This window comes from Actinophytocola sp., assembly GCF_035634895.1.
Lineage (GTDB): Bacteria > Actinomycetota > Actinomycetes > Mycobacteriales > Pseudonocardiaceae > Actinophytocola.
Window position 1 is genome coordinate 1 of record NZ_DASQCC010000264.1, and the last position, 15,139, is coordinate 15,139.

The window sequence follows — 15,139 nt, forward strand, 5'->3', positions numbered from 1 at the left end:
GGGTAGGTAAGCCCCAGACGCCGTGCCCAAAACCCCCGCCAGCCGCAGCGAGGAACGCCCACCGCATTTGAGGAACGCCCACCGCGTCGCGGGACGAAGCCCACCGCGTCGCGGGTCGACCTTCCGCCAACACACAAGACAGGAGACAACCGCCATGCCCCAGGAAGCATGGAGCGCGACCGGCGTCATAGAAGCCTCACCAGAACGCGTAACCGAAATACTCCTGACCGCGAGAGAAGGACCGATAGGCGCCAACAACGCCCCACTACTGCGAGCCCTGCCAGGAGCGGGCCCGTTTCTGGCAGGCGTGACCCTCAAGGGCGGCCCAAAGGATTTCACCGTCCACTATGGCCTCTCAGAACCGGGTGGCACGGTCACGGTAGACCCAGACAACGGATACTTCAGCTTCCGCGGCGGCTACAAGTTCGGCGCCGACTACCACTTCACCCCACATCCGAAGGGAACCCTCCTGACCTACAAAACCTTCAACGTGGCCCCAGAGACCCACCGAAACCGCCGAGCGGTCCGCTTCCAGTTCTGGCTGTCCGGCAAACTGAGAATCGGCTTACGCGGCGGCCTCCGCCATATCGGCAAGGCCCTCGACTGCCGGACCTACCCAGGAGCCTGAGCCATTCAGATCTTCCCACGCCAACCAGGCACATCGGACAGACACGCAGGGGCGCGGGCAGGTCTCCCTCACGATGTCGCGAACATCATGGCGGAGGCCGCACATCCACACTCGCGGACAAGCACTGGTCGAGCACGTCCGGCCGGCCGCTGAAGCGCGCTTGCTGCTGCCCACCCCCGACTCTCGCCGCTGGCCAACCTCAGCCAACCTCAGCCAACCTCAGCCAACCTCATCCGATCTCGCCCGCTTCGCGCAGTGCCCGGTCAGCACTCGCGGAGACCAACCTTTGCGCGGGGTCTTGTTCGAGTCGTAACCGGCGTCGAGGTGCACGGTGATCTTGTCGGGCGCAGGCCCCCCGGATCTACTCGCCAGGGGCCGACAGCGGCGACCTGGTCGCATGCCCACGCGTCACTGCGGGCCGACCTACCCAAGATTCCGAATGGCGTAGGCGAGGAGGGACCGCCCGCGGGTGTCGGAGGTGGCCTCGATCCGCCGGGCCGTTGTTCGCGGCCGGTGTTAGGTACGTCACGATCCGCTGGTAGGAGCCTGTTGGACTCAGTCGAAGGTCGGTAAACGGTCACATTCGGTACCGGTTCGATCGGTACTCGCACCCACCTCCGTAAACTCGTGGTGAAGACGGGAGGTGACCCTGATGGCGAGTTCCGACGAGCGGCGGTTCGCCGTGCTTCGGGCGATCGTGGCCGACTACGTGTCCAGCCAGGAGCCGGTCGCCTCCAAGGCGATCGTCGAGCGGCACAACCTCGGTGTTTCCAGCGCGACCGTGCGTAACGACATGGCCTCGCTCGAGGAGGAGGGGTACATCGCGCAGCCGCACACCAGTGCGGGGCGCATCCCCACCGACAAGGGGTACCGGCTGTTCGTCGACCGGTTGACCGACGTCAAGCCGCTGTCCGGGGCCGAGCGCCGGGCCATCCGCATGTTCCTGGACGGGGCGATCGACCTCGACGACGTCATGCGTCGCTCGGTCCGGCTGTTGGCGCAGCTCACGCGGCAGGTCGCGATCATCCAGTACCCGACGTTGTCCCACTCGACGGTGCGGCACATCGAGCTGGTTCAGCTGACGCCGGCGCGGGTCATGCTCGTCCTGATCACGGACAACGGACGGGTGGAACAGCGCACCGTCGACCTCGGCGACGTCATGACCCCCGACACCGTGGCGCGGTTGCGGAACATGCTGAACTCCGCGCTCGTTGACAACCCGTTGACGGAGGCCGCTGCCAAGGTCAGCGAGCTGCTCGAGGAAGCGCCATCGGAACTGCGTGACGCGATGACGCGACTGGCGACCGTACTGGTCGAGTCGCTGGTCGAACACCCCGAGGAGCGGCTGGTCCTGGGCGGCACCGCCAACCTCACCCGCAACGCGGCCGACTTCCCCGGGTCGCTGCGCCAGGTCCTCGAGGCCCTCGAGGAGCAGGTGGTGGTGCTGAAGCTGTTCGCCGCCGCCCGTGCGCCTGGCACCATTACGGTGCGGATCGGGGAGGAGAACGAGGCGGCCGAGATGCGTAGCACCTCAGTCGTGTCCATCGGTTACGGCGCGCACCAGACGCTGCTCGGCGGCATGGGCGTGGTCGGGCCGACCAGGATGGACTACCCGGGCACGATCGCGGCCGTGCGAGCGGTCGCCAACTACGTCGGAGACATCCTGTCCGGGCGATAACGCCACGGACAGCGTGAGCAGGACATGTGAACCCGGGCGGGGCACCGGGGCAGGAGGACGGGAACACGGTGGCGAGGGACTACTACGGCACTCTCGGGGTGCGCCAGGACGCGACGTCCGAGGAGATCAAGCGCGCCTATCGCAAGCTCGCGCGCGAGCTGCATCCGGACGTCAACCCCGACGAGACGGCCCAGGAACGCTTCCGCGAGGTCACCGCGGCCTACGAGGTCCTCTCCGACCCCCAGAAGCGCAAGATCGTCGACATGGGCGGCGACCCGCTCGGCAACGGCGGCGGCGGTGGCCGCGACCCGTTCGCCGGGTTCGGGCTCGGCGACATCATGGACGCCTTCTTCGGCGGCGGCATGGGCGGCGGTCGCGGGCCACGGAGCCGCGTGCAGCCCGGCTCCGACGCGCTGATCCGCATCGAGCTGTCGCTCGAGGAGTGCAACACGGGGGTCACGCGCGAGCTGACCGTCGACACCGCGGTCCTCTGCGACGCCTGCCGGGGCGGTGGCGCCGCCGACGGGACCTCCGCGCAGGTCTGCGACACCTGCGCGGGCCGTGGCGAGATCCAGTCCGTCCAGCGGTCGTTCCTCGGCCAGGTCGTCACCGCTCGCCCCTGCCCGGTCTGCCGGGGTGTCGGCGAGGTCATTCCCGACCCGTGCCGCCAGTGCGGTGGCGACGGCCGCGTCCGCGCCCGCCGCACCATCACCGCCAAGGTGCCGCCGGGGGTCGCCGACGGCATGCGCGTCCGGCTGTCCGGCCAGGGCGAGGTCGGCCCCGGCGGCGGCCCGGCCGGTGACCTCTACGTCGAGGTCGTCGAGCAGCCGCACGCGACCTTCGAACGCAACGGCGCCGACCTGCACTGCACGGTCCGCATCCCGATGACCACCGCGGCGCTCGGCGCGGTCCTGCCGCTCGAGACGCTCGACGACACGGTCGAGCTGGAGTTGGACCCCGGCACACAGCCCAACACCGAGCTGCTGCTGACCGGACACGGCCTGCCGCGGCTGCGCTCGTCCGGCCGCGTCGACGGTCGCGGCGATCTGCACGTGCACGTCGAGATCGAGATTCCCGGCAAACTCGACGCACGGCAGACCGAGCTGCTCCGCGAACTCGCCAGCATCCGCGGCGAGGAGGACCAGATCGTCGCGGCCACCAACGGTCGCGGCGGTGGACTCTTCTCCCGGCTCCGCGCACGGCACCGCTGAGCGGAGCTTGCGAAGCGAACCATCGTCGTGAGCGACACCGCACCCGTCTTCCTCGTCGACTCCGTTCCGTCGGGCGCCACCGCGGTGCTCGACGGACCCGAGGGACGGCACGCCGCGGCCGTCCGCCGACTGCGGCCCGGTGAGGAGCTCGTCCTCTCCGACGGCAGGGGAACGGCGGCCCTCTGTGTCGTTGAAACGGTTCAAGGCAAGGAATCCCTCGAACTGCGCATCGCACGCAGTTGGACAGAAGCCCAACCGCAGCCCCGAATCGTGCTCGCACAGGCACTCATCAAAGGCGACAGAGGCGAGCTCGCCGTCGAGCTGGCCACCGAAACCGGCGTCGATGTCATCGTTCCCTGGCGGGCCGGGCGCAGCATCGTCAAATGGGAGGACGGGCCACGCGGCGCCAAGGCCCTCGCCCGCTGGCGCAGCACCGCCCGCGAGGCGGCGAAACAGTCGCGCCGCGCATGGATCCCCGAGGTCACCGAGGCCGCCACGACCCGCCAACTAGTTGAATGGATAAGGAAGAGCGCTGCCGCCGTCGTCCTTGACGCGGCCGCCAGCACCGGCATCCAGGCCCTGGACCTGCCCGCCGAAGGTGATCTTGTGCTCGTCGTCGGGCCAGAGGGAGGCATTTCCGACAGCGAGCTGGCGGCCCTCCGCAACGCAGGAGCGCAGGTAGCGCGCCTCGGCCCGACCGTCCTGCGGGCGTCGACCGCCGCCGCCGCCGCGATCGCGGCACTGGGAGTCCTCACGCCACGCTGGCGCTGAGCGTGCACAACGGTCTACTCTTTGCACAGCAACGCTGTTTAGGAGCGTGACGCCAGAGATCTACCGCCGGACACCTCCCCCCTCGGTCCGGCGGCGTCGCGTCGCGGTGGAGCGACCCCCAGGCTTCACCGCGACGCGACATCCTCATCCCTGTTCGGTGCTTTGCACCTTCCCGGGGGCCTTGTGTCTGTCTGGGGGCCGAGCCCCCCGGGACCCCCCACGGTGCGGTTGGTGCTGACCCAGCGTGGTTGTGTTGTCGGGTGGGGCTTACGCCCTCCCGTTGTCTCGTGTCGTTCGGGGTGGGGTGTGGCCTTCGGCCTGGTGTGGTGCGGTTGGTGTTGGGTCGGCGTGGTTTGTGGTTGTCGGGTCGGGCTTTCGCCCTGCCGTTGTCGTTCGGGTGGGGCGTGGTCTTCGGCCTGGTGTGCTGTGAAGACGTGGGTGAAGCGGTGTGCGCGGCAGCGGTCGGCGACCGCCGCCGAGGATGACCCGTCCACGGTCAGCGACTAGAAGCGGCGTTCCACCACGCAGGGCGTCGGTTGATGTTGGGCCGGCGTGGTTGTGGTTGTCAGGTGGGGCTTTCGCTCTATCCCGTTGTGTTGGGTCGTTCGGGGGTGGGGGTGTGTTCTTGCGCCTCGCGGTGGTGGGGTGTTGGGGCGGTGCGGTTGCGGTTGTTGGGCGGGCTTGGGGATTTCTCGTTGGGTTGTGTCGTTCGGGTGTGGCCTTGGGCCTCGTGTGGTGTGGGGGTGTGACCCAGCGTGGTTGTGTTGGTGGGCTTGTGGCTTGGTGGTTGGCTTGGTTTATTCAAGGTGGGGCTTTTGAACGCCCTTCAGTGTGGTTGGTGTTGACGCAGCGTGGTTGCGTTTGCCTTGCCAGCCTTGCCAGCCTTGCCAGCCTTGCCAGCCTTGCTGGGTGCTTTGCGCTTTGCGGTGGGGTTTGCCTGTTGGGGGCTTCGGGGTCTGGTTGGTGTTGAGCGGCCTGGTTGTGTTGTGGGGCTTGCGTTTTGGGTTGTCTTGTGGCTGTTGGGGGTGGGGGCTCTGTTCCTGGGGTGGGGTGGTGTTTACGCTGCGTGGTTGGGGTGTTTGCTCAGCGGGTGTGGGGCTCTTCTTGGGCTGGGGGCTTGGTTTGGCAGTACGTTCTGGGGGTGGTTGGGAAGAGTGTGCCTTCGGTGGAGCTTGAGGTTGGGGATCGGGTTGTTCGTGTCAGCAATCCCGATCGGGTTTATTTCTCCGCTCGGCGGGAGACAAAACTTGATCTTGTTCGGTACTACCTCGCGGTGGGGGAGGGGATCGTCAATGCCTTGCGGGAGCGGCCTTGCATGATGCATCGGTTTCCGGACGGGGTTGACGGGGAGAAGGTGCATCAGAAGCGGTTGCCGCGGGGCGCGCCGGCCTGGGTGGAGACCGTGCGGGTGCACTTTCCTCGGTACGGGCGGTATGCGGATGAACTCTGTGTTACGGAGCTGGGTTCGGTGATCTGGGCCGTGCAGATGTCCTGTGTCGAGTTTCATCCGTGGAACTCCCGGCGTCTTGACACGGAGAAGCCGGACGAGTGGCGGATCGACCTCGATCCGATGCCCGAGGCGTCGTTCGACGCCGTGCGGAAGGTCGCGCTTGTCGTGCGGGAGGTGCTGGATGAGCTTGGGGCCGTTGGGTTTCCCAAGACGTCCGGGGGCAAGGGGCTCCACATCTACGTGCGGATCCTTGCTGAGTGGGGGTTTTCGGACGTCCGGCGGGCCGCGCATGCGTTTGCACGTGAAGTCGAGCGGCGCGCCGGCGGGCTCGTGGATCTCAACTGGTGGCGGAAGGATCGGGATCCGAAGACGGTTTTCGTGGACTACAACCAGAACGCCAGGGACCACACGATTCGGTCCGCCTACTCGGTGATCGGGGTGCCGGAGGGGCGGGTGTCCACACCCGTTCGGTGGGATGAGGTCGCGGATGTTGACCCTCGTGACTTCACCATCGCCACCGTGCCCGCTCGGTTCGCTGAGGTGGGTGATTTGCATGCCACGATCGATGACAACGTATTCGACCTGACGCCACTGCTGGAGTGGGCCGACCGGGACAGCCAGGACATCCCCGACCTCGACGAGTAACCTCTCCGCATGCCCGAAAGCGACTGCCTCTTCTGCAAGATCATCGCCGGGGAGATTCCGTCCACCACGGTGCTCGAGACCGACACGGCCTACGCGTTCCGGGACATCAACCCGCAGGCCTCGGTGCACGTGCTCGTGGTCCCGCGGACCCACCACGAGGACGCCGAGGAGCTGGCCAAGGCGCCGCAGGAGCTCGCGGACGTCATCGCCGCCGGGGTCGCGGTGGCCAGGCAGGAGGGGATCGACCAGACCGGGTTCCGGCTGGTGTTCAACACCGGGGAACACGCCAGGCGCACCGTCTTCCACGCCCACCTTCACGTCCTCGGGGGCGAGCAGCTGGGGCTGTTCGGGCGGCCAGGCCACTGAGCGGCGGTAACGTCGATGCGAACCGTCGGTGAGGGCGACTAACATCGAACCCGACACGTCAGACCGAGTCGGCGCACCCAGGCGCAGAAGGCAGGACCGAAAGCATTGACCGGTACCGCACGGGGTAACGCGGACCACGCCGCCGCCTCCACTTCTGCCCTCAGCCCAACCAACCCGGCCCAGTCCCGGTTCACCATCCCTGACCAGGCGGTTCTCGCGCTGCTCGGGCATCGTGACGAGAACCTGAAGGTCGCCGAGGAGCTGCTCACCGCGGACGTCCACGTCCGGGGCAACGAGGTCACGCTCTCCGGCGAGCCGGGTGACGTCGCGTTCGCCGACCGGGTCTTCGCCGAGCTGGTCACCCTGGCCAGCCGCGGCCAGCAGCTCGGCCCGGACGCCGTGCGGCGGACCGTCGCCATGCTGTCCGCGGGTGGGGCCGAGTCGCCGGCCGAGGTGCTGAGCCTCGACATCATCTCGCGTCGCGGGCGCACGATCCGGCCGAAGACGCTCAACCAGAAGCGCTACGTCGATGCCATCGACCAGCACACGGTCGTGTTCTGCATCGGCCCGGCCGGCACCGGCAAGACCTACCTGGCCATGGCCAAGGCCGTGCAGGCACTGCAGGCCAAGCAGGTCAACCGCATCATTCTCACCCGCCCGGCGGTCGAGGCGGGGGAGCGGCTCGGCTTCCTGCCGGGCACGCTCTACGAGAAGATCGACCCGTACCTGCGCCCCCTGTACGACGCACTCCACGACATGGTCGACCCGGAGTCGATCCCCCGACTCATGCAGGCCGGCACGATCGAGGTCGCGCCACTGGCCTACATGCGTGGCCGGACCCTGAACGACGCGTTCATCATCCTCGACGAGGCGCAGAACACCTCGCCGGAGCAGATGAAGATGTTCCTCACCCGGCTCGGGTTCGGGTCGAAGATCGTGGTCACGGGCGACGTCACGCAGGTCGACCTGCCCGGCGGCACCCAGAGCGGCCTGCGGGTGGTGCAGGGCATTCTCGGCGACGTCGACGACGTGCACTTCTCGACGCTGTCGAGCAGCGACGTCGTGCGGCACAAGCTGGTCGGCGACATCGTGGACGCGTACGACCGGTGGGCGGCCACGCACGAGAACGATCAGGACGCGCGCCGGTCTGGCCCGCGGGGACAGGCGCGGCGGGGTCGTTAGGTCCGATGAGCATAGAAATCGCCAACGAGTCTGGCGTGGCGGTTGACGAGTCGTCCATCGTCGCCGCCGCGCGGTTCGCGCTCGACCGGATGCGGGTCAGCAGGCTCGCCGAGCTGTCCGTGTTGCTCGTGGGGCTCGACGAGATGGCCGACCTGCACGAGCGGTACCTCGACCTGCCGGGGCCGACGGACGTCATGGCCTTCCCCATGGACGAGCTGGAGTCCGCGAGAAGGCCCGACGCGCCCGACCCGGGGCCGACGCTGCTCGGCGACCTGGTCCTGTGCCCGCGGTTCGCACGGGACCAGGCCCGCAAGGCAGGTCACACCCTCATGGACGAGCTGCATCTGCTGACCGTCCACGGTGTACTGCACCTGCTCGGCTACGACCACGCGGAACCCGCCGAGGAGCGCGAGATGTTCACGCTCCAGAAGCGGATCCTCGGTGACTTCAAGACCGAGCGGGTCGCGGCGCAGCGGCGGGCCGCGCAGCGTCGCGAGGACGACAAGCTGCTCGACGCGGCCGGCCTGGTGGAGACCGAGCCCGAGCCCAAGTCCGAAGAGGAATAGGCGCCGGGGGGACCGTGAGCGGAGCGAACCACAGGCACGGCACCGACGAACGACGTCGCCGAGCCGGCGAGGAGACGTCGTGAACGGCGGGCAGAGCGCCGGCTCCGCCGCCGGACTGCTGGTCATCGCGGTCCTCCTGGTGGTCGCGGCCGGGTTCTTCGCGTGCGCGGACGCCGCCATCTCGGCCGTCTCGCGAGCCCGCGTCGAAGGGCTCGTGCGTACCGGCCGGACCGGCGCGCGGCAGTTGCTCGCGGTCGTCTCCGAGCGGCCGCGTCACATCAACCTGCTGCTACTGCTGCGGTTGGGCTGCGAGCTGGCCGCGACCGTGCTCGTCACCATCGCGTTCATCTGGTTCATCGACTCGAACGCGGTCGCCGGGGTCGTCGCCGCGCTCAGCATGATCGTGGTGTCGTACGTGCTGGTCGGTGTCGGGCCGCGCACGCTCGGCCGGCAGCACCCGTACTCCGTCGGACTGGTCGCCGCCGGGGTCGTGCGGGTGCTCGGGACCGTGCTCGGACCGTTGTCCCGCCTGCTGATCGTCGTCGGTAACGCCATCACCCCGGGCCGCGGCTTCCGCGAGGGCCCGTTCTCCTCCGAGGTCGAGCTGCGTGAGCTGGTCGACATGGCGCAGGAGAGCGGCGTCGTCGACTCCGACGAGCGCGAGATGATCCACTCGGTGTTCGAGCTGCGCGGCACGATCGCCCGTGAGGTCATGGTGCCCCGCACCGAGATGGTGTGGATCGAGCAGACGAAGTCCGTGCGGCAGGCACTCGCCCTGTCACTGCGCACCGGCTACACGCGACTGCCGGTCATCGGCGAGAGCGTCGACGAGATCGTCGGCGTGGTGAACCTCAAGGACCTGGTCAAGGCCACGGTGGACACCCCGCAGAACGGTCGCGGCGAGCGGCGCGCGGTGGCCGAGCTGATGACCGAGGCCACGTTCGTGCCGGACTCCAAGCGTCTCGACGACCTGCTCAAGGAGATGCAGCTCTCCCGCAACCACATGGCGATCGCGGTGGACGAGTACGGCGGCACCGCGGGCCTGCTGACCATTGAGGACATTCTCGAGGAGATAGTCGGCGAGATCACCGACGAGTCCGACACCGACGACCGGCCACCCGTCGAACACCTGGACGACGGCGCGGTGCGGGTCAGCTCCCGGCTGCCGGTCGAGGATCTCGGCGAGCTGTTCGGCGTCGAGCTGGACGACTCCGACGTCGAGACGGTCGGCGGCCTGCTCGCGCAGCGGCTCGGCCGGGTCCCGCTGCCGGGCACCGAGGCGGAGATCGCCGGGCTCAACATGCGGGCGGAAGGCGGCAAGGACGGCCGCGGCCGCATGCGGATCACCACCGTGGTCGTGCGTGGGGTGCCCGAGGAGGAGATGGAGAGTAGTGAGAGTGGCTGACCTCGACCCGGAGGACGCGAAGCTGATCACCCTGGCGAGGTCTGCACGGGCCCGTTCCGGCGCGGCCGAAGGCGCCGCGGTGCGGGACGACACCGGCCGCACGTACGTCGCCACCTCCGTCGACCTGCCGTCCCTGCAGCTCACGGCGTTGCAGGGCGCGGTGGCGGCGGCCGTGTCGAGCGGGGTGCGCACGCTGGAGGCGGCCGCGGTCGTGACGGACCTGCTGGACGTCGACCGCGCGATCGTCGACGACCTGACGCCGTCCGCCCCGCTGCTGGTGGCGGACCCGAGGGGCGAGCTGCGCTGAGCGCGGACGACAATGGCCGGATGACAGCATCGACGCAGTATCGCTCCGGTTTCGCCTGCTTCGTCGGCCGGCCGAACACGGGCAAGTCGACGCTGACCAATGCCCTCGTCGGCAGCAAGGTGGCCATCACCTCGAGCAAGCCGCAGACGACCCGGCACGCGATCCGCGGCATCGTCGCGCGGCCCGACGCGCAGCTGATCATCGTGGACACGCCCGGCCTGCACCGGCCGCGCACGCTGCTCGGCCAGCGGCTCAACGACGTCGTGCGTGCCACGTGGTCCGAAGTGGACGTCATCGGGTTCTGCGTGCCGGCCAACGAGAAGATCGGGCCCGGCGACAAGTACATCGCCGCCGAGCTGGTGAAGCTGTCTCGGCACACGCCGGTCGTCGGCGTCGTGACCAAGACGGACACCGCGTCGAAGAACCAGATCGCCGACCAGTTGATGGCACTGCAGGACGTGCTGGAGTTCGCGGACCTCGTCCCCGTGTCCGCGAAGGACGGGTTCCAGCTGGACGCGCTCGCCGACGTGCTCGTGACGCGCCTGCCGGAAGGCCCCCAGCTCTACCCGGACGGCGAGCTGACCGACGAGCCCGAGGCCACGCTGATCGCGGAGCTGATCCGCGAGTCCGCGCTGGAGGGCGTGCGGGACGAGCTGCCGCACTCGATCGCGGTGACCGTCGAGGAGATCCTCGCCCGCGAGAACCGCGACGACATGCTGGACGTGTACGCGAACCTGTTCGTGGAGCGGGACAGCCAGAAGGGGATCGTGCTGGGACACAAGGGAGAGCGCCTGCGGACGGTCGGCGCGACGGCCCGCCGCCAGATCGAGGCGCTGCTCGGCAGCAAGGTCTACCTGCACCTGCACGTCAAGGTCGCCAAGGACTGGCAACGAGACCCGAAACAACTGCGGCGCCTGGGGTTCTGATGGGTGGTTTCGCCTCGTCGGACGGCACCCGGCTCGCCTACCACCGGTCCGGCCAGGAACGCCCGCTGGTCTGTGTTCCCGGCGGACCCATGCAGGCCTCGGCCTACCTCGGCGACCTGGGTGGTGTGCCGTCATTGGTGCGCCTCGACCTGCGCGGGACCGGCGAGTCGGCCACCCCCGCGGATCCGGCCACCTACCGGTGTGACCGGCAGGTCGACGACGTCGAGGCGCTCCGCCTGCACCTCGGGCTGGACCGGATCGACCTGCTGGGCCACTCCGCCGGCGCCGCGGTCGCGGTCTGGTACGCCGCCCGCCATCCCGACCGCGTCGGGCGGCTCGTGCTGGCCGCACCCACCCCGAGCGTCGTCGGCCTGGCGATCGCCGACGCGGACCGGCGGGAGGTCGCCGAGCAGCGCCGCAACGAGCCCTGGTTCCCGGACGCGTTCGCCGCGTTCGAGCGGATCTGGGCCGGCGACTTCTCGGACGCCAACTGGAATTGCATCGCGCCGTTCCACTATGGCCGGTGGGACGCCGTCAGCCAGGCGAGCTACGCCACGACGACCAGCGAGTACGACAAGGCCCTGGTGGACGCGTACTACTCCGACGGCGCGCTCGACCCGGACGCCGTCAGAGCCGCCGTCGCCCGCCTCACCGCACCCGTCCTGCTGGTGGCGGGCGAGTACGACGTCGGCCTCCCACCGAAGCACGCCACCGCGTACGCCGGCCTGTTCCCGAACGCCGAGCTGGCGATGCTCCCGCGCGGCGGTCACTTTCCCTGGCTGGACGACCCGGAGTGGTTCGTCCGGACCGTCACCGGGTTCCTCTCGCGCACGGCGGGCGAACAGAATCGCCGCACGCCGGTGGGCGGGTAGCGCCGTAGCGTCCCGGCAAGCCGCGCCGGAACTGTCGGTGGCGGATGAGACGATGGGGGCGTGAGCCTCTACCGCGACACCGGGATAGTGCTCCGGGTCCAGAAGCTCGGGGAGGCCGACCGCATCATCACGTTCGTCACCCAGCGGCACGGGAAGGTGCGGGCCGTCGCCAAGGGGGTGCGGCGGACCACCTCGCGGCTCGGTGCCCGGGTGGAGCCGTTCGCGCACGTCGACGTGCAGTTCTACACCGGCCGCACGCTCGATGTGATCACCCAGGTGCAGACCATCGACGCGTTCGGAGCCGGGATCGCCAACGACTACCAGCGGTACACCTCCGGCTGCGCGATCCTCGAGACGGCGGACCGCATGTCCGCGGAGGAGGGAGAACCCGTCCTCCGGCTGTACCTGCTGGTGGTCGGCGCGTTGCGGGCCCTGGCGGACGGTGAGCGGGATCCTTCGCTCGTGTTGGACGCGTTCCTCATCCGGGCGATGGCGTTTGCCGGGTGGTCACCGGCGGTCAACGAGTGCGCGCGGTGCAACGACCCGGGACCGCACCGGAGCTTCTCCATACAGGCCGGGGGAGCGGTGTGCCCCCGGTGCCGGCCGGCCGGTTCGGCGGCGCCCGCACAGGAGACCCTGGAGCTCATGAGCGCACTGCAGCTCGGTCACTGGGAGGTCGCGGAACGGTCCACCGGCAACGCCCGGCGGGAGGGCTCCGGGCTCATCGCCGCGCTGCTGCAGTGGCACCTGGAACGGCAGCTGCGGTCGCTGCCACTCGTGGAACGCAAAGGGGTGCAGGCGAGCGGTAGCGATGTTCGCTCCGCAGGCTCCGCTCAGTAGGGTCAGGCACCATGTTGCGTCCCCGCACCCGACCACAACCACCGGAGCCACACCCTTCTGGCGAGAAGCCGCCCGTCATCCCCGCGCAGTTCGTGCCCCGGCACATCGCGATCGTGATGGACGGCAACGGGCGCTGGGCGAACCAGCGCGGCCTCACCCGCATCGAGGGGCACAAGCGTGGCGAGGCACAGGTCGTCGAGGTCGCCAAGGGATGCATCGAGATGGGCGTCAAGTGGCTGTCGCTGTACGCGTTCTCCACCGAGAACTGGCGGCGCAGCCCCGAGGAGGTCCGGTTCCTGATGGGCTTCTCCCGGGACGTCATCCGGCACCGCACCGACGAGCTGGACGCCATGGGCGTGCGGGTCCGCTGGGCCGGCCGCCGGCCGAGGCTGTGGCGCAGCGTCATCCACGAGCTGGAGGCCGCCGCCGAGCGGACCAGGCACAACGACTCGCTCAACCTCGCCATGTGCATCAACTACGGTGGCCGCGCCGAGGTCGGGGACGCCGCCCGCGAGATCGCCCGGCTCGCCGCCGCGGGCAAGCTCAACCCCGAGAAGGTCAACGAGCGCACGATCGCCAAGTACCTCTACCAGCCGGAGATGCCGGACGTGGACCTGTTCATCCGGCCGTCCGGCGAGCAGCGCACCAGCAACTTCATGCTGTGGCAGTCCGCCTACGCGGAGCTGGTCTTCCAGGACATCCTGTGGCCGGACTTCGACCGGCGTGACCTGTGGCACGCCGTCGAGCAGTACGCGCGGCGCGACCGCCGGTTCGGCGGCGCCAAGGACAGCGACGAGGTCGCCGCAACGCTCAAAGGAGAAGAATGACCGAGCAGGAAGCTATGAGCACGGCAGGGCTGCTCACCAAGGCGCGCAAGGCGCTCGAGACCTTCCACGACGTGCACGTCGACGACGACGGCGCGCTCACCTTCCGGCACGTGGACGTTCCCTGCGCGGTACAGGCGATGCAGCTCGCCGACGGGCTCACCGTCCTCAGCCTGACCTGCGTGGTCGCGTGGGACCTGCCCGACGACCCGCACCTCGCGTCGTCCGCCGCGGAACGTGCGGGGCAGGGACTTTTCGGTACCCTCGGCGTCGTTCACACCGAACGCGGCATGGATGTGACCCTCCGTTACGCGTTCCCGGCCGACGGCATCGGTGAGTCCGCGCTGGGCACGCTGCTGATGCTGGTGGTGTCGACCGCGTCCCAGCTACGCACCGAACTGATCGGCGAGGCGAAGAGCGAGTGACCGAACCAGCGACCGCGGCGGCGGTCGGGCCGAGCGAGGAGGATCCGGGGCCGCGCAGGCGCCGCGTCACGTCGCTCGAGGTGCTCTGCGGGTTGCTGGTGCTCGCGCTCGTCGGCCAGCAGTGGATCGCGGACCAGCTCGACGTGCCGGCGATCCAGACCGGCGCGACCGTCTTCGTCGCGGTCTGCGTCCAGGCGCTCCCTTTCCTGGTGGTCGGCGTGCTGATCAGCGGCGCGATCGCCGCGTTCGTGTCCGCCGACCTGCTGCGCAAGGTGCTGCCGCGCAGGGCCGCGCTGGCCGTGCCCGTCGCCGGGATCGCCGGGGTGGCGCTGCCGAACTGCGAGTGCGCGGCGATTCCCGTGGCGCGCCGGCTGATCCAGCAGGACGTGCCGGCCTCGGTCGCCGTGACGTTCCTGCTCGCCGCGCCGGCGGTGAACCCCATCGTGCTGGTCGCCACGGCGGTCGCGTTTCCCGGTGAGCCGCGGATGGTCCTCGCCAGGTTCCTCGGCTCGATGATGACCGCGGTCGTCATGGGCTGGGTGTGGGCCCGGTTCGGCAGGATGGAGTGGTTCGCCGAGCGCGCGTTGCGGCGGCTGCCCGAGCCCGCCGGCCACCGCGACCGGTGGGGGGTGTTCTTCGAGACCGCGCGGCAGGACCTGGTCGACGCCGGCGGGTTCCTCGTCGTGGGCGGGTTGACCGCGGCGGTGCTGAACGTGGTCGTGCCGCGGTCGTGGGTCGACACGCTCGGTGAGCAGATGCTGCTCGGCATCCTCGTGATGGCCGTGCTCGCGGTGGTGCTGGCGCTGTGCAGCGAGGCGGACGCGTTCGTCGTCGCGTCGCTGTCGACCATGCCGCTGCTGCCCCGCCTGGTGTTCCTGGTGGTGGGGCCGGCCATCGACATCAAGCTGTTCGCACTGCAGGCCGGCACGCTCGGCCGCCGCTTCGCCGTCAGGTTCGCGCCGATGACGTTCGCGGTCGCGATCTTGAGCGCGGTGGTCGTGGGAATCGTGTTACTGCCATGAGCGAAGTTCGCGGGGGCCGGC

The 15,139-nt window shown here is 69.3% G+C and carries 16 protein-coding genes; all 16 read left to right on the plus strand.

Annotated features, from left to right (window positions below; translation table 11 throughout):
• The first annotated feature begins 307 nt into the window (after positions 1 to 307).
• The 16 genes from VET29_RS40570 (at position 308) to VET29_RS40645 (ending at position 15,118) form a co-directional block, all read left to right on the plus strand.
• Positions 308 to 628, plus strand: a complete 321-nt coding sequence (locus VET29_RS40570) for a hypothetical protein (RefSeq protein ID WP_324931633.1) — start codon at positions 308 to 310, stop codon at positions 626 to 628.
• Positions 629 to 1,280: 652 nt separating this feature from the next.
• Entirely contained in the window at positions 1,281 to 2,306 is a 1,026-nt protein-coding gene (hrcA, locus tag VET29_RS40575) for a heat-inducible transcriptional repressor HrcA (RefSeq protein ID WP_324931636.1), read from the plus strand.
• A gap of 68 nt (positions 2,307 to 2,374) precedes the next feature.
• Positions 2,375 to 3,517, plus strand: a complete 1,143-nt coding sequence (gene dnaJ, locus VET29_RS40580; protein WP_324931709.1) for a molecular chaperone DnaJ — start codon at positions 2,375 to 2,377, stop codon at positions 3,515 to 3,517.
• Positions 3,518 to 3,544: 27 nt separating this feature from the next.
• Positions 3,545 to 4,288, plus strand: a complete 744-nt coding sequence (locus VET29_RS40585; RefSeq protein ID WP_324931639.1) for a 16S rRNA (uracil(1498)-N(3))-methyltransferase — start codon at positions 3,545 to 3,547, stop codon at positions 4,286 to 4,288.
• Positions 4,289 to 5,444: 1,156 nt separating this feature from the next.
• Entirely contained in the window at positions 5,445 to 6,383 is a 939-nt protein-coding gene (locus VET29_RS40590; RefSeq protein ID WP_324931641.1) for a DNA polymerase domain-containing protein, read from the plus strand.
• A gap of 9 nt (positions 6,384 to 6,392) precedes the next feature.
• A complete protein-coding gene (locus VET29_RS40595; RefSeq protein WP_324931643.1) occupies positions 6,393 to 6,749 on the plus strand; it encodes a histidine triad nucleotide-binding protein in 357 nt (118 codons plus the stop codon).
• Between the two features lie 105 nt (positions 6,750 to 6,854).
• Positions 6,855 to 7,931 carry a PhoH family protein gene (locus VET29_RS40600; protein ID WP_324931645.1) on the plus strand — a complete coding sequence of 359 codons (1,077 nt, stop codon included), beginning with the start codon at positions 6,855 to 6,857 and terminating at the stop codon, positions 7,929 to 7,931.
• 5 nt (positions 7,932 to 7,936) lie between these two features.
• Entirely contained in the window at positions 7,937 to 8,497 is a 561-nt protein-coding gene (gene ybeY / locus VET29_RS40605; protein ID WP_324931648.1) for an rRNA maturation RNase YbeY, read from the plus strand.
• Between the two features lie 79 nt (positions 8,498 to 8,576).
• Positions 8,577 to 9,902: a hemolysin family protein gene (locus VET29_RS40610; protein ID WP_324931651.1), complete on the plus strand. Its 1,326-nt coding sequence runs from the start codon at positions 8,577 to 8,579 to the stop codon at positions 9,900 to 9,902.
• The gene (locus VET29_RS40615; protein ID WP_324931654.1) at positions 9,895 to 10,209 is read left to right on the plus strand and encodes a cytidine deaminase; all 315 of its coding nucleotides are present in this window, start codon (positions 9,895 to 9,897) and stop codon (positions 10,207 to 10,209) included. The genes VET29_RS40610 and VET29_RS40615 overlap by 8 nt, the downstream gene beginning before the upstream one ends.
• A 20-nt stretch (positions 10,210 to 10,229) precedes the next feature.
• A complete protein-coding gene (era, locus tag VET29_RS40620) occupies positions 10,230 to 11,135 on the plus strand; it encodes a GTPase Era (protein WP_324931657.1) in 906 nt (301 codons plus the stop codon).
• Positions 11,135 to 12,007 carry an alpha/beta hydrolase gene (locus tag VET29_RS40625; RefSeq protein WP_324931660.1) on the plus strand — a complete coding sequence of 291 codons (873 nt, stop codon included), beginning with the start codon at positions 11,135 to 11,137 and terminating at the stop codon, positions 12,005 to 12,007. The genes era and VET29_RS40625 overlap by 1 nt, the downstream gene beginning before the upstream one ends.
• Before the next feature lie 60 nt (positions 12,008 to 12,067).
• Positions 12,068 to 12,847: a DNA repair protein RecO gene (gene recO, locus VET29_RS40630; RefSeq protein ID WP_324931663.1), complete on the plus strand. Its 780-nt coding sequence runs from the start codon at positions 12,068 to 12,070 to the stop codon at positions 12,845 to 12,847.
• Between the two features lie 11 nt (positions 12,848 to 12,858).
• A complete protein-coding gene (locus tag VET29_RS40635; protein ID WP_324931666.1) occupies positions 12,859 to 13,674 on the plus strand; it encodes an isoprenyl transferase in 816 nt (271 codons plus the stop codon).
• Entirely contained in the window at positions 13,671 to 14,096 is a 426-nt protein-coding gene (locus VET29_RS40640) for a hypothetical protein (RefSeq protein ID WP_324931669.1), read from the plus strand. The genes VET29_RS40635 and VET29_RS40640 overlap by 4 nt, the downstream gene beginning before the upstream one ends.
• Entirely contained in the window at positions 14,093 to 15,118 is a 1,026-nt protein-coding gene (locus tag VET29_RS40645) for a permease (protein ID WP_324931672.1), read from the plus strand. Before VET29_RS40640 ends, VET29_RS40645 begins: the two co-directional genes overlap by 4 nt.
• Positions 15,119 to 15,139: the final 21 nt, after the last annotated feature.

Bases quoted from the DNA above. Each gene is read 5' to 3' on its own strand.
- VET29_RS40595 (WP_324931643.1), top strand. From the start codon at position 6,393: ATGCCCGAAAGCGACTGCCTCTTCTGCAAGATCATCGCCGGGGAGATT.
- era (WP_324931657.1), top strand. From the start codon at position 10,230: ATGACAGCATCGACGCAGTATCGCTCCGGTTTCGCCTGCTTCGTCGGC.
- VET29_RS40625 (WP_324931660.1), top strand. From the start codon at position 11,135: ATGGGTGGTTTCGCCTCGTCGGACGGCACCCGGCTCGCCTACCACCGG.
- VET29_RS40640 (WP_324931669.1), top strand. From the start codon at position 13,671: ATGACCGAGCAGGAAGCTATGAGCACGGCAGGGCTGCTCACCAAGGCG.
- VET29_RS40635 (WP_324931666.1), top strand. From the start codon at position 12,859: ATGTTGCGTCCCCGCACCCGACCACAACCACCGGAGCCACACCCTTCT.
- hrcA (WP_324931636.1), top strand. From the start codon at position 1,281: ATGGCGAGTTCCGACGAGCGGCGGTTCGCCGTGCTTCGGGCGATCGTG.
- ybeY (WP_324931648.1), top strand. From the start codon at position 7,937: ATGAGCATAGAAATCGCCAACGAGTCTGGCGTGGCGGTTGACGAGTCG.